Here is a 16,557-nt window from a genome sequence, read left to right as displayed (position 1 = left end):
TGGTGAGGAGGATTCCCCTCCCTTGTTTCGGTCCGCCGAAATGAGGGAGGGGTTAGGGGTGGGAGACAAGTGCCTCTTGATGATCTCCGGCAAATCTCGGTAGGCCAGGTAGTAGGTGCCGGGGAACTCCAGGGCCGCGTAGGATGCGGCTCTTGCCGCATCCTCGTAGACGTTCGAAAACGTGTCGCTCACGCGGAAGAGATTACTGGAGCGATAGCGTGAACTGGCTCGGGCCGTGACGAATCGGGACGAAAGTCGTCATAGGTATGGGAGACAGGGAATGACCCACATCGCACTTATCCTCGGAGTGATCTGCTTCAGCCCAGTTCAGGCATGGAAGGAACTAGCCGAGCGTCCTCATCTGGGGATCGAGTGGACAATGGCTGCTCCGTTGCCAGGGGAAACCCCAGAGTGCGCCGCAGCTCGTGCGACGTTTTCGCGCGCCATGAGGGGTAGAGACTGGCGGTCAGCGCTGGATTCATCGGCCAAGGCGATTGCCGCGATGAAGGGACTCAAACCGGAAGCTCGGGACTCGCTGGAGTTCTCTCGAGGCGAAATCTACCTGCTCGCCGACGCGCCCGCCGAAGCCATCCGGTTTGCGACGCCTGGACTCGAACCCCTGGGCGTCTACCGAGGCTCCCGCATAGCCACAGTCGCCGACTACTTCAAGTCTTGGCGAAGTCTCGCGCCGAATGACTCCGACCCCGTTGCCAAGGGGCTTCAAGAGAAGTTCTCGTACTGGCACCAAAAGCGGAAGCGGGCGCTTGAGCTCATAGTCAACGCTTTCCGCCTGAAGGGCGACCTGGCGAGTGCACTAAGGGCGCAAGAACTGATTGAAGTCGACATCGATGCCTGGAGCCCGATCGAGCCACCACGGGACCCTTGGTATGTGGACCGGGCCAGCCAGATCGTCCCTCTGCGAGCTGCCGCCAAAGGAAGGGCCGCCCTGGTTCAGATGGCTGCAGGGGGCTACGCGGCTGATCGAAAGCTGGATGTCGACGAAGCTGAGCAGAAGCGGCTCGTGGCGGTTTTCGCCCTGATGGCGCTCGGCGGAGACGCCAAAAGGCGTGGAGATTGGGCAGGAGCAAAGCACCACTTCCTGGAGGCTAAACGACTGATGGAAGTGTGCAAGCCAATCGTCAACAGGGAGATGCTCCAGTGGCTCATCGCACGCGAAGAACTCACCAGGCTGTCAGGAACATCTATCCTCCCGCAATCGCCCCGATCACCATGAACGGCTCGCTGCCGTTCACGATCGCCTCTGGAAGCGCCAACTCCGGATCCTGAAACGAGATGTCCTCGGCACAGGCAAAGAACCTCACGAACGGCCTGCGCTTCAGCGACCCATGCTCCCGAATTGTCCCCCGAAGGTTGGGATGGGCGGCCTCCAGCGCTTCCATGACGGTCCGGATCGTCACCGGATCACCCACTTCGAGGGTCACCTCGGCCCCAACACGAGCCAGGTTGCGGAGGTGGTGGGGTAGGACGACGCGGACCACAGCCATGCTTTCAGTTTATGCCATCTGACGCAGGACCCTCAATCGAAGTCGAAGATCTCACTCAGGAATCCCCCGCGGCGCTTCTTGCGATCCCGATAGTCGTCATCGTCGTCGTCCTCTCGCCTTCGTTGGCCCTCGCGACGCCCATCGTCGCGATAGCCTCCGGATCTTTCATGCCGATCTGAATCGCGGACCACGGTCTGCTCGGAGACGGGCCGGAATCCTGCCGGCGCTCCGATGTGAGGATCTGCCTGAACGATCAGTTTCTCCAGTTCACCGCGGTCGAGGAACACGCCCCGGCATCCCGGGCAGTACTCGATCTCGACCCCGCTGCGCTCGACGATGACCATGATCTGGTCGTGGCATTTCGGACACAGCATCTCAGGCAGCCTCCTCTGACGATCCGATGTCGGACGCCGCAACGGGCCATTTCATCTGGAACTCAAGCTCCTCCTCGGTCTCGCTCCGCTCGTGCTCGATGCTGAGCGACGCGCTTGCCGGCACCAGAATGCGTTCACCTGAGACTTGGAGTGCGTGTGGCTTACCCTGCTCCAGGCTGTCTGCCAGCTTGCGCAGGGCCGCTACGAACTGCGAAACGGAGCGCACGCTTTCCACGTCGCGCTGAATCGGCGGTGTCCTGTTTGTCATCGTCTGTCCTCGAACTCGATGGGTCGAAAAAAAACCTTCGCACACCCAATGTGCGAAGGTCTTGCGCTTTCTTGCCGCGCCGGCCCTTGCGGGCGTACTGACGACGTCGGCGCCGCGTTCCCGCGGGCGCTACTCCCCTTCGGAGTCCTCAGATTCAAACGTCGAATGCTGGGGTTGGGTTCCATCGACGGCACGAATTTGCCGAAGCCCTGCAAAATGACCCTATGAGCCGGAAGAGCGGTCTGGGAGGAAGTACTTGAACCCAATTCGAGGCTGGGTCGAAGAGACCCCGCTCGTGGATACCCACGAGCACCTGATCGAAGAGGAGCAGCGACTGGAAGGCAAGCTTGACGGCATCTTCCCTTGCGACGACTGGACCTACCTCTTCTGGCATTACTTTGCCGACGATCTGGCCAGCGCCGGAATGCCCGAAGAGGAGAAGAAGCGGCTCTTCGATCCAGCAACGTCGACCGACAAGAAAGCGGCCCTGCTCCTTCCCTGGTGGGAGCGTGCCAAGCTCACCGGGTACGGCCAAGCCGTCCGCCTCACGCTTCAGGGGCTTTACGGCGAGGATGACCTGACGGCCGAAAGCGCCCCGCGCATCGCTGAGAAGTACCGCGAGTGGATCCGGCCCGGGTTCTATCGAGAAATCCTTAAGGACAAATGCGGCTTGGACCATTGCCAGGTGAACTCCCTCCAGACGCTGTTCATGGAATCGAGCCAGCCGGACCTGCTGCGCCAAGACCTGAGCATCCTCTCGTTGAGCACCAGCTTGGACCGGGACTTTGTCGAGGGGGAGGGAGCGCGCTGTCTCGATGACTGGCTCGGGGTCATCGAGCGCAAGTTCCGGAAGTTCGGCCCGAAGGCGGTCGCGGTCAAAAGTCAGTGCGCCTATGAGCGCGGTCTTGATTTCGGGGAGCCCGACCAAGCCGCAGCCGAGCGGGTCTTCGTGCGATGGGTGCAAGGCGAATCGTTGTCGCCCGAGGATCGCAAGCCGCTGGAGGATTTTCTCTTCGACGCCTGCGTGCGAAAGGCCACGGAGGTCGGCCTTCCTGTAAAACTGCACACCGGGACGATGGCAGGCTACGGGTACATGCCTCTGGAGCGAGTGCGCAGAAACGCCTCGGACCTCTGCTCACTTTTGCAGCGGCACCGAGAGGCTCGTTTTGTGCTGATGCACATCGGCTTTCCCTACCAGCACGAGATGATCGCGCTGGCCAAGCACTACGCCAACGTGTACATCGACATGTGCTGGGCGTGGATCCTGTCGCCGAGAGCCTGCGTGAGCTTCCTCAAGGAGTACATGCTGGCCGCCCCGGCGAGCAAGCTGTTCACTTTTGGCGGCGATTACATCACCGTGGAAACCGTCTATGGCCACAGTCGCATCGCACGCATGGGCATCGCGCAGGCCGTTTCGGAGATGGTTCAAGAGGGCTGGCTGAGGCTTGAGGAAGCGAAGCCGCTGATCGAGAGGATCATGAACGGGAATGCGAGGGAGGCGTTCCCAAATCCCGCATCGAGCTAAGTTTCAAGCTTGCCCAAGGCGTGTCAACGCGATCGGCGGCGGGTTCCTTGCCGTTCAGCGGCCGATGAGGCAGAATGAGCGCATGACCTCCGCCGCAGCCCGAGTCTTCACTTGGCGTCATCTCGCTGGATATCTCAGCCTTGGCCTCGCCCTAATGTCGTGGTCTCAAGGCAACCCACCCTTGGCCGAGCGGATTCAGGCGCGAGTTCAGGCCAAGCTGGAGACCTTTCAGAAGGAGTCTGGGTTTCCGGGAGCCGTCTTCGGGTGGGCGCTCGCCAACGGCAAGAGCGGCGCCGTTGCCTACGGGCTTGCCGATCGAGACACCGGCGCCAAGATGCGTCCGGAAAGCCGAATGCTGGCGGGCAGCGCGGGAAAGACGTTCTTTGCTGCCTGGATCCTCCGACTCGTCGAGGAAGGCAAGCTCGACTTGGACAAGCCGATCGCTACCTGGATCGGCCAAGAACCCTGGTTTGACAGGCTCCCAAACGCTCAGTCCATCACGCTCAGGCACTTGCTACGCCACCAGAGCGGGATTCGCGAGCACGTCTACAACAATGGCCTCGTCGCCAAGTTGCGGGCCGAACCGGACAAGGTTTGGTCCCCGCAAGAGCTTATCGGCTACATGCTGGACACCAAGCCATCGTTCGAGATCGGCAAAGGCTGGAGCTATGCCGATGCGAACTTCGTCGTTGCGGCTTTCACGGCTGAAAAGGCGACGGGAAGGGCAGCCTACCGCGAGATCGAGAGGCTGTTTTTGAAGCCATTCGGCTTGGTGAACACGAGCCCCTCAGATCGTCGGGACCTTCCGGGGTTGGTGCAGGGCCACGTTACGTCGGGCGCATCATTCACCGGGGGGCCCAAGTCTATCGAGGGGGGAAAGATGGTCATCAATCCCCAGTTCGAATGGGCAGGGGGCGGATTTCTATCCAATGCCCAAGATCTCGCGCGCTGGACGCAAGCGCTGTTCAGCGGCAGGGTGCTGAATGGCGCGATGTCTATGGCGCAGAAGGAAGGCGTGCCGGCGTCGACCGGCGCCGGCCCCGGAGAGCAGTATGGACTTGGGGCCCAGATCTTCGAATCGCCTGGCGGCAAAAGCTTTGGCCACGGAGGCTTTTTCCCGGGCTATTTGACCGAAATGGAACTGCTGCCCAGCGGGGTCGCCGTCGCGATCCAGTTCAACGCGGACGGTGGGCGTGAACTGCTTCGCCATAGACGCCGCTACCTTCATGAACTGGCCGCCATCGTTGAGGAAGAGCTGAAGCTTTCAACGGAGAGAGCTCGCTGATCGTCTGAAAAGACGCTCGGCGAGCCAATCCGGCGCTCTTGATTCGCCTCAGTCGAGCGTCTGAACTTCCACGCTCAAGACGCCAGGGAAGTGCTCGCCGATCGCGTGCCAATGGTCGCCGCCATCCGGCGAGCAATAGACCTCGCCGCTGGTCGTGCCAAAGTACACGCCGCATTCGAGCATGCGGTCCACCGCCATCGCCTCGCGCAGCACGTTCACATAGCAGTTCTCTTGGGGCAGACCGTTCGTGAGCGGCTCCCAGTTGTTGCCGCCGGTTTTGCTGCGATAGACCCTGAGCTTGCCCTCAGGCACGAAGTGCTCGGAATCGCTGAAGATCGGGACCACGTAAATGGTCTCTGGCTCGTGGGCGTGCACGTCGATCGGGAACCCAAAGTCGCTGGGCAGGCCGTCGCTCTTTTCGACCCAGAGGTCGCCCGCGTTGTCCGAGACCATGATGTCCCAGTGCTTCTGCATATAGAGCTTGTCGGGGTTCGACGGGTGAAAGGCGATTCGGTGGACACAATGGCCCACCTCGGCCTCTTCATCCGGCATGAAATTGGACTTCAGGCCCTTGTTGATCGGCTTCCAGGTCTCGCCGCCATCGTCGGTGCGGAAGGCCCCTGCCGCCGAGATCGCGACATACATCCGCTTCGGGTTCTTGGGGTCGATGAGGATCGTGTGCAGGCACATGCCGCCCGCGCCGGGCTGCCAATCTTTGCCGGTCGTGTGCTTGCGAAGGCCGCTCATCTCCGTCCAGGTCTTGCCCGCATCGCGAGTGATGAAGATCGCCGCGTCCTCAACCCCCGCGTAACAGACGTCGGGGTTGTCAAGCGAAGGCTCCAAATGCCAGACGCGCTTGAAGACCCAGGGCACCTCGGTACCGTCGAAGGTCTTGTGGGTGCCGGCAACGCCATCGTAGACGAACCGGTTGCTTTCGCCGCCTGGGAAGCCCCATTCGGTCATGCGCTCGGCCTCCGTGCTGCCGGGCGTGTTCCAGGTCTTGCCGCCATCGTCCGAGCGCTGAATCACCTGGCCGAACCAGCTGCTCGTCTGCGAGCAGTAGATGCGGTTTGGGTCGACCGGTGAGCCCTTCATGTGATAGATCTCCCAGCCGCCGAAGATGGGCCCCTCAATGTTCCAGCTCTTCCTGTCTTCCGAGGTGCAGATGAAGGCGCCCTTCTTGGTGCCCACGAGAACTCTGACTTTTGGCATGATGGATACTATACTCCCGCGCAAAGTTTGGCTTGTAGGCCCGCGTTGACATTCCTCCCCGGGGCGACCTTCCACACTGCCCGTCATCCTTTTCGGGCTGGATTTCACCAAGTTGCGCTACGATGAGGGTGGCATGGTGGCTTTGGCGTTTGCTTTTTTCGTGTTGGGTTCAGCGCTGGATGACACGTATCTTGCCGCCGCCTTGAAGACTGCCGTATGGATCCGGTCCGAAGAGCAACGGCCGGCGGCCAAGACGGATGCGCCGGACCTCTCGCTGTATTCGGGCGAATCGGGAGTGCTCGTGTTCTGGTGTGAATTGGCCCATGCCACCAGGAACGCCATGCTGAAAGCGGAAGTGCAGACGAGGGCAAAGCGCCTGACCGAGCAATCCAAAGGGCTCAAGGACTTCGGCCTCTACACGGGCTTGGCGGGCGTGGCCTTCGCCGTCGACTGCGCGGCCAAGCTCACCGACGATCCGAAGCTCGCCAAGGAAGGCATGGCGCTGACCAGGAGGGCCCTCGATCTTGCCGTCGCGGCACTTAACGACCCAAACCAAAGGGCTCAGCTCTCGAACGACATCGTTTCGGGGCTCGCGGGCCTGGGCTGCCAGGCCCTGAGGGAAGCCGATCTCTACGCGGCTCGGTTCCCAAAGCCGACCGGAGCCAAGCAAGACGGCAAGAGCGAAGACGACGAACTCCGCGATGAAGCCCGCCGAATTGGGGATTACCTCTTGACGGTTGCCAAGAACCCGACCGCCGTTTCTCAGCCCAGCGGTGCCCATCTGGCCTGGGAGATGTCCCCCGGCTATACGCGCGAGATGCCCAACTTCTCCCATGGCACCGCCGGCCTCGCCTACTTCCTGGCCCAGTTGGGTGTTGCCACGAAAGAGCCGAAATACCTGGACGCTGCAAAGAAGGGCGCGGCGTACCTGATGAGCCTAACCGGAAAGGACGGTCTGATCTGGCACCACAAGCCTGGAGGCGAGGATTTGGACTACCTGGGCTGGTGCCACGGCCCCGTGGGGACGGCCCGCCTCTTCGCCGCGCTCCACAAGAACACCCGCGAGAGGGGCTACGCCAAATGGATCGATCGCGCCGCAGAGAGCCTCCAGAAGTGCGGCATCCCGGATAAGCGCGCGCCCGGCTATTGGAACAACTTTGGATTCTGTTGCGGCGACGCGGGCATGCTCCGGTTCTTCCTCGACCTCTATCGGCTGGATGGCAAGCCCGAGCAGATTGGCTTCGCCAAGCGATTGGCAGATTTTCTCCTGGCGAAAGCCGAGCCGGCCGGCGTTGGGCTCAAGTGGACGTTCGCGGAGAACCGGGTCAGTCCTAATGCGGTTCAGGCACAGACGGGCTTGATGCAAGGCGCGGCGGGCGTTGGACTCGCCTTGGTCTGGATGCATGAACTGGAAGCGAAACGCGAGGCGCTGGTGCGTTTCCCCGACGCCCCCTGGAGGTGGTAGGGGCCCCAAACACAGGTCGTCGGTTCTTGTGCACGGCAGTCCTCCGCTTAGGGATCAGCGGTGAACCTGCCGGCCTGGCGGATATTGTCATTGTTCCCGCTTGGAAAGCGAGCAATGGCCGTTCGATTGGAACTCCGAATTCGCTCAAGCCACGTCTCACAAGCAGATTGGCCGGCTCGATCCCCAAACTGGGAGAATCCTCTGCGGCTCCGAACAAAGTACTGCACGGCTGCTCCATTGTTGCCGGCAGCAACCTCAACCGTCCCAAGCTGGAACTCCGTTTGAGCAACCCAACGAGGGTGGGATTTGCCCCGCCAATAGGTCAGGCAGGATGCCAAGATGGCCCTAGCGTCATCAAACAGACCCCTCTCTCTTAAGACAAGGGCTTGCCGTGCGTGAATATCGGTCTCCATATCGCCACCATGCAACCCCTTTAGGGACTGCATGCTCGCTTTGAACCAACTTGACGCGGCGTCAAGGTTGCCTCGCTCAAAGAACAGGGTTCCAAGATCGCGAGACGCCATCGCTATTCCGCCCCGGTCCTTGAGGCGTCGGTATCCTTCGAGCGATCCCCTTAGGTGGGCCTCGGCGCTCGTCAGGTCTCCAGACTTAGTCTCGATGTCTCCGAGAGCCTCGAGGATTGCGGGCTGAGAGACATCGTCCTTTAGCGTTCGTCGTAGCTCCAACGCCTGGACGTAGTTGGCCTTCGCCTCCTGAAAATCACCCTGGGCCGCGGCGATGTCGCCGGCCATCCGCACCGCGCATGCCAAGGGAGCCACCAGTTCGTGCCTGCGAGCAATCTGTACGGCTTTCGCGATTTGGGTGCGCGCTCCTTCGAAGTCGCCCCGATGGAACCTCTTGGTTCCATCGTCGAGGGGGATATACACAGCCCACTCATTCTGGTTCTTGACCGCCGCTCCGATCGCCGGAACAACGAACAGCGGAAAACACACCGCAGTGCAACAGACGACAATGGCCGCCACGGATAGAATCAACCATCGGCGACGGCGAGACGTGCGCGTCTTGGAAAGCGCCACTTGTTCGGTGCCGCCCATTGGGGGCTGGCCCGGATCAGGCCGCTCGACAAACTCACAATAGGAGTCGCTCCACACGAGGCCAAGGCTCCTGAAAGCAAGGATGAGGGTTGCCCGGTCCACCCCTTGCCTGGCGGCCACTCTGTTCGCACTTGCCAGGCTGATCCCCATTAACTCGGCGCGAACCTCTTGTGTCAGCTTGCCTTCACGTTCGTCCCTGTCCCACACGCCGACAAGCGCGTGGTTCATCCGCTCCAGGGCCTCTACGGTGAGCCTGACCGCTCTTCTCCTCGTCTGCTTCTGGCCGCCCATCATGCCGCTCGCTCCGCTTCGAGTGCTTCGCTCAGAACCATTATCCCTTGCCCTCGACACCCAAGATAAGCTGAGATTCGGCGAACCGCTTATCTGAGCTTAAGTTGTCTGGCGAATGGCAGTGCGTTCGCCTATGCTGGGGGCTGTCCATCTGCTTTGGCACCCCGACATCCCTCATCTTTCGGAGCATCTACACCATGCGTTACCTAAAGCTACTGTCCGCTGCAACACTTGCATCTCTGATCGCTTCTTCCTCGCCAGCACAAATGATCTTCGAGGAAGACTTCGAAGCCACCATCCTCGGCAACATCCGAGGCCAGAATGGCTGGCAAGTTGACGACGGAGCTCTTCCTTACGGCAACAACATCGGGCTGGTGGACGTTGTCGATGGCCTCAATGGTCTTGAATCGCGGATCCTGTCAGGTCTTAACGCGATCGCCCCGAACCTACAAATGCGGGCATACCACCCCGTGAACATTGCGGGTGTCAGTCCCTTTGTGACGGTTACTTGGAAGGCATACGCCCAACCAGGCGCATACCCCATGTTTGCATCTCACAGTGCGGGCCTTGGGCTCAGCCCCGGTGCTGGCTCATCTCTCGGTTTTGACGTCGCAGGAGGACAGTGGGTGTTTGAAGCTCGAGGCGTTACCGGCAACGACAGCGCACGCTTTGCTGTGGCGCCGGTCTTGGATCAGCACGCCAAGTTCGAAGTCGTCATTGACAGACAAAACCTCCAAGTCTATGGCAGGTACGACATCGGAGGAGGGATGAAAGGCGAAACGCCTCGATTCACGTGTCCTGCCTGGAGGATCAACGAACTGATAAACGTCGTCGTCCTTCAAGACTTCCGCGAGCCGACGCTTTATACCGGATTTGAGGTTGATGATATCCAAGTCCGCCGGCGGGTCAGGATTCCCAACAACTTCTAGGCAGCAAACTCCCTGAATCCCGGTCTGTGCCGACGCTCGAATAGGAGTCAACACCTCGCCGATTTGCGCTTCTTGCCGATGCGGCCCATTGAGACCACCTTGCGGATGTAGTCCGGCGCAAACGGGACCTTGCACGCGGTCTTGCCCATGTCCACCTTCACCCTGCCGATCTCCTCTCCGGCTTTCAGCGCCTCGTCTGTGAGCGCGCTCACGTAGGAGCCAAGCGAGATCACAAAGCCGTTCATCTTGGAGCGCACGCGGTTTGGCTGATCGTGGATCGTCGTCTTCACACGCTCCAGCAGCTCTTTCAGGGCGTTGATATCAAGCTGGGAGTCCTCCCGCACCGCAACCACACTCGACAGCGTTCCCCAGCCCACGACTGCGGCATCCTCATCGCCCGAATCAATCCACTCCAGAGCCAGATCCCAACCGTGCGGACCCTCTGCCGCGACCCAGGCGACCGCATATTCGGCTACCGGTGAGCTTCCCGCTTTCTTCTGCCAGGAGCGCAGGTCGTCTTGGGTCATCTTGGTTTCGTCCGCGATGAGTCCGGCCAGATACATGGCGTCGTAGATGCCCGTGTCGAAAAGGTCGAGCGCGAGTTGGTAGTCCTTCTTGATCGCCTTCTCGTACTTCTTGAGTTCTTCGATCTTCACGCCTAAGAGCGGCTCCGGCACGCCGTGGTTGCGCAGCACGCGACGGTAGCCCTCGGTTCCGAGCGGCTCGATCTCCGAGATGATTTGCTGTGCGGTCATGCAAGCCTCCGAAACTGGTGCTTGCCGACCTTGAGGACCTTGCCCTTCAGGTCGTCCACGGCCGCCTTGCCGAAGGGGTCGGTGAACTTCTCCCCCTCGATCGAGACCGCACCCGCCTTGATGAGGTCGCGGGCCGCGCCGTTCGATTTGGCCAACGCCAGCGTTGCGATCAAGTGAGCCAAAGAAACTTGGCCTTCCTCGATCAGTTCGGCCGGGATCGCCGCCTCGGGCGCATCCACCGGCTGCTCGCGCTTCGAAAAGGTCTCGTTGAAGTAGCGCACCGCTGCATCGGCAGCCCCCGGGCCGTGATACAGCGCCACGATCTCCCGCGCCAGGCGGACCTTGGCGTCGCGCGGGTTCATTTCCGGGCCGAGCATCGCCTCGACCTCGTTCATGGGCACATCGGTGCAAAGCTCGAACCAGTTCCTGATCATGGAGCAGCGCCGCTTGGCTTCCGGCAGCGCGGCCTGGGCATCGTCGTCCGTGAACTCATCCGGAATGCTCATCACCTTGCCGAACATCTCGTTTGGCTCATCCACGATGGAAACGTAGTTGCCCAGCGACTGGGACATCTTTTCTTTGCCGTCCAGACCGACCAGGAGCGGCATGAGCAGCACGACCTGCGCCTCCTGGCCGTTCGCCTCCTGAAGCTGGCGGCCCATGAGGTTGTTGAACTTCTGGTCCGTGCCGCCGAGCTCCACATCCGCCTCAAGGGCCACAGAATCGGTGCCTTGGAGTAAGGGGTACATCAGTTCGTGCATCCCTATGGCCTGGTGGGCGTTCCAGCGTTTGGTGAAGTCGTCGCGCTCCATGATGCGGGCGACCGTGACCTTGCCGCAGAGCCGCAGGACGTCCTCGAAGCCCATGGCGCCGAGCCACTCGCTGTTTGGCCGGATCTCGGCCTTCTCGACGTCCAGGATCTTGTCGAACTGAGACTTCACGCCCTCGACGTTGTGAAGGACCTCCTCGCGGCTGAGCTGCTTGCGGGTCTTGCTCTTGCCGCTGGGATCGCCGATCATGGCGGTGAAGTCGCCGATGACAAGGCAAGCGGTGTGGCCGAGACGCTGGAAGTCGCGCAATTTGCGCAGGACCACGGCCCAGCCGAGGGTGACGTCGCGCGCGGTGGGGTCGACTCCCAGCTTGACGCGCAGCGGCCTGCCCTTGGCGAGCTTGGTCCTCAGCTCCTCTTCGCTGATGATCTCGGCTGCCCCGCGCTTAAGGATGGCGATCTGTTCGTCGACGGTCATGGAGGGCGGGAGTTTACCGGGACAAAACGAAACCTCCGACCCCAGTCAGGGATCGGAGGTCGAGTGATTCAGAGCAAAGGCTCGCTAACGGTTGCGCTTCCTTCGAATCATCGCCAGCGTTCCCAGACCCAGAACAGCCAAGCTGGCGGGCTCAGGTACCAGACCCTGATCAAAGTTGACGTTGTCGATGCCGATGTTCCAGTTGGTTCCCCACTCGATGGTCAACGCTCCGGAAGACGAGATGCCAGGAGAAAAGGACGTGTGGCCCGCGTTACCCTCAACATTCATGCTAGAAGCGCTCCACACTTCTGTGCCTGAGGCATTCAGGATATGAATTGCATCCGCCGTCAGGTCAGAAGTCGGCCACCCCGCTAGGTCAAAGCTGTTGATGGTCACCGTGTTGCCGGAATCAGGGGTAAGCGTAATTCGCGCATAGTAGCCACTGATGCCGGCATAGGCGACGTCCACGAGGTCCCCGTAACCGGTGTCCCAGTATTCCACCCAGTTCTCAACGCTCGCACCGGTGCCGTCAACCGTGTCATACGAGGCCGTCACGTTTGGCGTCCAGCCGTTCCCCATGAGGTACGAACCCGAAGGGAAACCTCCCGACCCGGTGACATTGTCTCCGTAGCCTTGGTCAATCGCGTCATAGTTCACAAGGGCGGTGCTGCCACCTGAACCATCCGGCTTTCCCAGGTCGGAAAACGTCAGAACAGTCGCACTAGACAGGCATGCAACGCATACGAGCGCAATGCTCAAAATTGACTTCATATTCGACTCCTTTTAGGCTGCAAAGCAGACATGGGCACAAAGAGCACCCTCGACCGCATTATACGAAGTTTCTTTGTTCTGTGCAAGAAGAATGGCCAAAGGCGTGTCGCATAAGCGATGAAACAGCAGTTTTGCCGGGGGATCCATAGGGCATCTTTCGACGCCTCAAGCCTGCATCAGGCACAATCAGCTTGTGACGGGCCGCTGGACCAACCTCGGACGGATGCCCTATGCCGCCTGCACGGAGCTGCAGAAGCGAGTCATGGCGGGTGTCATCGCCGGCGATTTGCCCGACACCCTTCTCTTCGTCGAGCACGATCCGCCTGTGTTCTCTCTCGGAGCGAGCTTCCACGACGAAAACCTCCTCCTGCCGGTGGAGGAGTACCGCAAGCTGGGATTCGACGTCGAGCCCACCGAGCGCGGCGGCGACGTGACCTTTCACGGCCCGGACCAACTCGTCGCCTATCCCATCTTCCACCTCGACCTCGTCGGCAAAGACCTCCACAAATGGCTTCGAGAACTTGAAGAGGCCGTGATCGTGGCGCTTAGGGACTGGAGCCTCGAAGGCTACCGATTCCCGCCCCACACAGGTGTGTGGGTGAACGGCGCGAAGGTCTGCGCGATCGGCATCAAGGTGCGCAAGTGGGTCAGCATGCACGGCATCGCGCTGAACGTCTGCAACGACCTGTCGCCGTTCGACTTGATCGTGCCTTGCGGGATCAAAGGGTACGGCGTGACCAGCATCGAACGGGAATCAGGTTCGTCCGTAACGCTGGCAGATTCGAGACGGGCTTTCACGGACGCTTTTCGGGAGGTATTCGGGATTTCCTTCGAAGAGCAAAGTCGGGAAGCGCTGTTGGCGCGTCTTTCGGATCGGGGGCTTTAGCCGCAGGTCTTCAGCCTGCGCTCCGAAGCCTCACCCAGAGGACGCGGAGGGAGGCAAGCAACCGTCGAGCAACGCGGATCGAGGATCGAAGGAGAGATGGGCAAGGAGGCGCTGCTACACCAAACGGGGATCGCCGGTATCGACGAGGCCGGACGAGGGCCGCTTGCCGGGCCGGTCGTCGCGGCGTGCGTCATGCTCCCGCCGGAATTCGATGTCGAGGGCCTGAACGACTCCAAGCAGCTCGACGCCCTGACGCGCGAAGTGCTCGCCCATAGGATCCGCGCGGAGGCCAAGTGGAGCCTCGCCGTCGTGGACCACGACGTGATCGACCGCATCAACATCTTGCGTGCAACGTTTCAGGCGATGGCGCGCGCCTTTGCCGATCTCTCGGTGCTTCCGCTGAAGGTGCTGGTGGACGGCAACAAACTCCCGCCAGGCCTCCCGGAATGCGCTGAGGCGGTGGTGAAAGGGGACGGGAAGGTGGCCGCCATTGCCGCCGCCTCGATCCTCGCCAAAGTCGAGCGCGACCGGATCATGTGCGCCTACGGCAAGCTCTACCCCGAATATGGATTTGAACGGCACTTCGGGTACGGCACGCCGGACCACCTGGAAGCCATCGCCCACCACGGACCCTGCCCCATCCACCGGCGGTCGTTCCACCCCTTGAGGCCCGAAGACCAGCTCTCGCTGAGCTTCGAGTTCGCCACATGAGCGGTTTGCAGCCCCGAAAAGCGGGTTCGGCCGCCGAGGATGAGGCGGCCCGCTTTCTGCAGGAGCAGGGGTTCACGATCATCACCCGCAGGTTCAAGGCCAGGCACGGCGAGATCGACCTGATCGCGCTGGAAGGCGAGGTGCTGGTGTTTGTGGAGGTCAAGTCCACCGTGAAGGCTGAACGCTCGCCGGAGGAGGCTATCGGGGACCGCAAGCGTGAGCGGCTGTTCGCGGCGGCTGAGGAGTATCTGGCGGGTTACGAAGGGCCGGAGCGTCCGGTGCGCTACGACGTCGTCACCGTCACGCCGACGGGAATCCGGCTTCACCGCGAAGCGTTCTGGCCATAGCTGTGGAAAGCTCAGAACGGAGCGCCCCGATGATCAGGGCATGCAAGTCCACGAGGATCTGCTTCGCGTTCCCAAACCTTTTTGTCAACGGCCGGAGCACACCCTCACCGATCCCCGATCGGAGCCACCCCTTCCATCCAGTTCCACTCGCTGTCTTCCAGGAAGTGGTGGCAGTGCTCGCCGTAGTCCACCGCCATTGGACGCCACGCGTGCATCGCGTCCACAACCCCTTGCGCCGCCTCCTCCGTCCGTTCGTCAAGCATCGCTCGAAGCTTCTCCAGGATCCCTTCAGGCTTGTCACGGCATTCCTCCACCATTCGCATGGCCCACTTGTGATAGGGATAGAGCCGCCGGTTCTCAGCGATCACCATCCGCATCGCAAAGAGTGCCAGCTCCGAGGTTGCTCGCGCCATCAGATAGGGGTCGCCCCGCTTGACAGCCTCCCCGACGAACCACCGCCAGATCATCATTTGGGAGTGAAAGCGGCGGATGCGCTCCTCGACGCCTGCCTCAGGATATTGGAGGATCTGCTCGATCAGCGGCGAGACTTCGCCTGTCCGGTCGAACAGGACGATGGCCCCCAGGAACGCCGAACGAGCCGGTTCGCTGCCGCTGGCTGCCACTTTGTGTAGAAAGCTCAGCGGAACGATCTTGCCATCCGTGTAGCCGCCCTCATAGTCGGTGAGGTCCGTTCGGTAAGTCATCAGCCGCCCTTCTGCGAGCTTGCTTTCGAAAGTGCCATCCGAGACCACCGCGATGTAGTCCACATCGGAATCCTCCCGCGCCCAGCCCTTGGCCACCGACCCGCCCACGATGATCGCCAGCACGTCGGGATCGGGCTCAAAGGCCTCCTTGAGTCGCTGAATGGCGCGCGCGTGGTGGGGGATCATGCGGCGAGCTTACTCGCGAGCCGCTTCTGGGAGCGAACGGCCAGGCGGAGGGAGAAGGGAGGGCAATTCGGAACGTGAAGGGATGAAGAGATGATGAGATGAGGGGACGGGAGTGCGGAAGTGTGGGCGGACGGAAGTACGGAGGATGAGGTCTGAGGTCTGAGGTCCGGGGCCGCAGGTTCCGGCCCCGGACCTCAGACCTCAGACCTCGGACCTCATCTGCCCGCGCCCTTACGCCCTGCCCCGCCTCCTCACGATGGCCGCCACCCCGATAAGCATCACCGAGAGCCCTGCCGGCTCAGGCACCACCCCGATGTCGTCCATGCCCATGTAGGAGCCCTGCAGGACCGGGTCGAACGGGTTCGCCGTAGCCCTAAACTCTAGGAACCCGCTTGCGGCCGGCGCGACGAAAGAAAAGCTGCGGGTCTGCCAGGTGAGCGCCACGGTATTGGCCGAGAAGGTGCCGATTTGGGTGTTGTTGAAGTACACGTCCACCACGCCGAATCCGGAATAGGGGCCGCCGTACTGCGGGATCGAGGCGTGTGTGTCGGTGATCAAGGAGGTCTGGAGCGTGTAGGTCGCGTTTATGGTGAGGCCGCTCACGTTCTGCCCAAAGGCCTCATAGAAGCCCATCGTCGTCGAGACGGCAAACCCGATGAAGCGATGTCCTTGGAACGCCAGAGTGTTGGCGAACATGTTCTGGTAGGCGGGGATGCCGGCCAGATTCCAGCCGTCGGCGCCGGTATTGTCGTACATGTCGGGGGTGAACGCGGTGGCCACCCAGGGCGTAGGCGTTCCTGCTGAGAAGATGTTGGGTCCGCCGGAATAAGCCACCCCACTTTCGAAGCTGCCGTTAACGACGAAGGCATGGCTCACGGCACAAACGGCGGCGAGCGAAGTGATGATTGTAAGTTTCAAAGTGTTCATTGTTTTTGTCCTCTGGATGAAATCGCTGTAACGACTCATTAGCCGTCTGACCCCCTTTTGGGACACTCTGGGGGTGGCTCATCTGTGGGACACGAGCTAGCTCTAGCTCAAACT

At 61.2% G+C, this 16,557-nt stretch carries 19 protein-coding genes; 8 read left to right on the top strand and 11 right to left on the bottom strand.

The window, feature by feature from the left end; translation table 11 throughout:
* Positions 1-192: hypothetical protein (locus HZC36_15525; protein MBI5708392.1), on the bottom strand; the 192-nt coding region annotated here is incomplete at its 3' end.
* Between the two features lie 88 nt (positions 193-280).
* Between HZC36_15525 and HZC36_15520 the strand changes: the two genes are divergently transcribed.
* Positions 281-1,234 carry a hypothetical protein gene (locus HZC36_15520; protein MBI5708391.1) on the top strand — a complete coding sequence of 318 codons (954 nt, stop codon included), beginning with the start codon at positions 281-283 and terminating at the stop codon, positions 1,232-1,234.
* On the opposite strand, the gene HZC36_15515 is transcribed toward HZC36_15520, so the two are convergent.
* From HZC36_15515 to HZC36_15505, 3 genes are read right to left on the bottom strand one after another with little or no spacing between them, the layout of a single operon-like run.
* A complete protein-coding gene (locus tag HZC36_15515) occupies positions 1,203-1,499 on the bottom strand; it encodes a MoaD/ThiS family protein (protein ID MBI5708390.1) in 297 nt (98 codons plus the stop codon). The genes HZC36_15520 and HZC36_15515 overlap by 32 nt on opposite strands.
* A 38-nt stretch (positions 1,500-1,537) precedes the next feature.
* The gene (locus tag HZC36_15510) at positions 1,538-1,879 is read right to left on the bottom strand and encodes a zf-TFIIB domain-containing protein (protein ID MBI5708389.1); all 342 of its coding nucleotides are present in this window, start codon (positions 1,877-1,879) and stop codon (positions 1,538-1,540) included.
* Between the two features lies 1 nt (position 1,880).
* On the bottom strand, positions 1,881-2,147 hold the full coding sequence (locus tag HZC36_15505; GenBank protein ID MBI5708388.1) for an amphi-Trp domain-containing protein: 267 nt from the start codon (positions 2,145-2,147) through the stop codon (positions 1,881-1,883).
* 256 nt (positions 2,148-2,403) lie between these two features.
* Between HZC36_15505 and HZC36_15500 the strand changes: the two genes are divergently transcribed.
* Both HZC36_15500 and HZC36_15495 read left to right on the top strand, forming a co-directional pair.
* Positions 2,404-3,672 (top strand): amidohydrolase family protein, encoded by a 1,269-nt coding sequence (locus HZC36_15500; protein ID MBI5708387.1) that lies wholly within the window; start codon positions 2,404-2,406, stop codon positions 3,670-3,672.
* 82 nt (positions 3,673-3,754) lie between these two features.
* Positions 3,755-4,957 (top strand): beta-lactamase family protein, encoded by a 1,203-nt coding sequence (locus HZC36_15495; GenBank protein MBI5708386.1) that lies wholly within the window; start codon positions 3,755-3,757, stop codon positions 4,955-4,957.
* Between the two features lie 48 nt (positions 4,958-5,005).
* Here HZC36_15495 and HZC36_15490 read toward each other — a convergent pair whose 3' ends face one another.
* A complete protein-coding gene (locus tag HZC36_15490; protein ID MBI5708385.1) occupies positions 5,006-6,169 on the bottom strand; it encodes an exo-alpha-sialidase in 1,164 nt (387 codons plus the stop codon).
* A 112-nt stretch (positions 6,170-6,281) separates the two neighbouring features.
* Here HZC36_15490 and HZC36_15485 point away from each other — a divergent pair, with 112 nt between their 5' ends.
* A complete protein-coding gene (locus tag HZC36_15485) occupies positions 6,282-7,634 on the top strand; it encodes a hypothetical protein (protein MBI5708384.1) in 1,353 nt (450 codons plus the stop codon).
* Between the two features lie 47 nt (positions 7,635-7,681).
* On the opposite strand, the gene HZC36_15480 is transcribed toward HZC36_15485, so the two are convergent.
* Positions 7,682-8,983 (bottom strand): tetratricopeptide repeat protein, encoded by a 1,302-nt coding sequence (locus tag HZC36_15480; protein ID MBI5708383.1) that lies wholly within the window; start codon positions 8,981-8,983, stop codon positions 7,682-7,684.
* A gap of 194 nt (positions 8,984-9,177) precedes the next feature.
* Between HZC36_15480 and HZC36_15475 the strand changes: the two genes are divergently transcribed.
* Positions 9,178-9,909 carry a hypothetical protein gene (locus HZC36_15475; protein MBI5708382.1) on the top strand — a complete coding sequence of 244 codons (732 nt, stop codon included), beginning with the start codon at positions 9,178-9,180 and terminating at the stop codon, positions 9,907-9,909.
* 47 nt (positions 9,910-9,956) lie between these two features.
* On the opposite strand, the gene HZC36_15470 is transcribed toward HZC36_15475, so the two are convergent.
* From HZC36_15470 to HZC36_15460, 3 genes are all read right to left on the bottom strand, one after another.
* Positions 9,957-10,664 carry a DNA alkylation repair protein gene (locus HZC36_15470; protein MBI5708381.1) on the bottom strand — a complete coding sequence of 236 codons (708 nt, stop codon included), beginning with the start codon at positions 10,662-10,664 and terminating at the stop codon, positions 9,957-9,959.
* On the bottom strand, positions 10,661-11,911 hold the full coding sequence (locus HZC36_15465) for a tyrosine--tRNA ligase (protein MBI5708380.1): 1,251 nt from the start codon (positions 11,909-11,911) through the stop codon (positions 10,661-10,663). Before HZC36_15465 ends, HZC36_15470 begins: the two co-directional genes overlap by 4 nt.
* An 84-nt stretch (positions 11,912-11,995) precedes the next feature.
* Positions 11,996-12,682: a PEP-CTERM sorting domain-containing protein gene (locus tag HZC36_15460; GenBank protein MBI5708379.1), complete on the bottom strand. Its 687-nt coding sequence runs from the start codon at positions 12,680-12,682 to the stop codon at positions 11,996-11,998.
* 193 nt (positions 12,683-12,875) lie between these two features.
* On the opposite strand from HZC36_15460, the gene lipB reads away from it, so the two are divergent.
* The 3 genes from lipB (at position 12,876) to HZC36_15445 (ending at position 14,626) form a co-directional block, all read left to right on the top strand.
* Positions 12,876-13,568 (top strand): lipoyl(octanoyl) transferase LipB, encoded by a 693-nt coding sequence (gene lipB / locus HZC36_15455; protein MBI5708378.1) that lies wholly within the window; start codon positions 12,876-12,878, stop codon positions 13,566-13,568.
* Between the two features lie 96 nt (positions 13,569-13,664).
* Positions 13,665-14,279: a ribonuclease HII gene (locus tag HZC36_15450; protein MBI5708377.1), complete on the top strand. Its 615-nt coding sequence runs from the start codon at positions 13,665-13,667 to the stop codon at positions 14,277-14,279.
* Entirely contained in the window at positions 14,276-14,626 is a 351-nt protein-coding gene (locus HZC36_15445; protein MBI5708376.1) for a YraN family protein, read from the top strand. Before HZC36_15450 ends, HZC36_15445 begins: the two co-directional genes overlap by 4 nt.
* Positions 14,627-14,730: 104 nt before the next feature.
* Here HZC36_15445 and HZC36_15440 read toward each other — a convergent pair whose 3' ends face one another.
* Together HZC36_15440 and HZC36_15435 are read right to left on the bottom strand one after the other, a co-directional pair.
* Entirely contained in the window at positions 14,731-15,516 is a 786-nt protein-coding gene (locus tag HZC36_15440; GenBank protein ID MBI5708375.1) for a DUF4037 domain-containing protein, read from the bottom strand.
* A gap of 231 nt (positions 15,517-15,747) precedes the next feature.
* On the bottom strand, positions 15,748-16,434 hold the full coding sequence (locus tag HZC36_15435; GenBank protein MBI5708374.1) for a hypothetical protein: 687 nt from the start codon (positions 16,432-16,434) through the stop codon (positions 15,748-15,750).
* Between the last annotated feature and the right edge of the window lie 123 nt (positions 16,435-16,557).

The sequence above is a fragment of the Armatimonadota bacterium genome (genome assembly GCA_016223145.1).
Classification (GTDB): domain Bacteria; phylum Armatimonadota; class Fimbriimonadia; order Fimbriimonadales; family Fimbriimonadaceae; genus Nitrosymbiomonas.
The sequence above is the reverse complement of the archived record's forward strand: the minus strand, read 5'-3'. Positions and strand labels throughout refer to the sequence as shown.

Coding starts and splice junctions, on each gene's coding strand:
- HZC36_15520 (MBI5708391.1), top strand. CDS start 281: ATGACCCACATCGCACTTATCCTCGGAGTGATCTGCTTCAGCCCAGTT.
- HZC36_15510 (MBI5708389.1), bottom strand. CDS start 1,879: ATGCTGTGTCCGAAATGCCACGACCAGATCATGGTCATCGTCGAGCGC.
- HZC36_15505 (MBI5708388.1), bottom strand. CDS start 2,147: ATGACAAACAGGACACCGCCGATTCAGCGCGACGTGGAAAGCGTGCGC.
- HZC36_15495 (MBI5708386.1), top strand. CDS start 3,755: ATGACCTCCGCCGCAGCCCGAGTCTTCACTTGGCGTCATCTCGCTGGA.
- HZC36_15490 (MBI5708385.1), bottom strand. CDS start 6,169: ATGCCAAAAGTCAGAGTTCTCGTGGGCACCAAGAAGGGCGCCTTCATC.
- HZC36_15480 (MBI5708383.1), bottom strand. CDS start 8,983: ATGATGGGCGGCCAGAAGCAGACGAGGAGAAGAGCGGTCAGGCTCACC.
- HZC36_15475 (MBI5708382.1), top strand. CDS start 9,178: ATGCGTTACCTAAAGCTACTGTCCGCTGCAACACTTGCATCTCTGATC.
- HZC36_15470 (MBI5708381.1), bottom strand. CDS start 10,664: ATGACCGCACAGCAAATCATCTCGGAGATCGAGCCGCTCGGAACCGAG.
- HZC36_15465 (MBI5708380.1), bottom strand. CDS start 11,911: ATGACCGTCGACGAACAGATCGCCATCCTTAAGCGCGGGGCAGCCGAG.
- HZC36_15460 (MBI5708379.1), bottom strand. CDS start 12,682: ATGAAGTCAATTTTGAGCATTGCGCTCGTATGCGTTGCATGCCTGTCT.
- HZC36_15450 (MBI5708377.1), top strand. CDS start 13,665: ATGGGCAAGGAGGCGCTGCTACACCAAACGGGGATCGCCGGTATCGAC.
- HZC36_15445 (MBI5708376.1), top strand. CDS start 14,276: ATGAGCGGTTTGCAGCCCCGAAAAGCGGGTTCGGCCGCCGAGGATGAG.
- HZC36_15440 (MBI5708375.1), bottom strand. CDS start 15,516: ATGATCCCCCACCACGCGCGCGCCATTCAGCGACTCAAGGAGGCCTTT.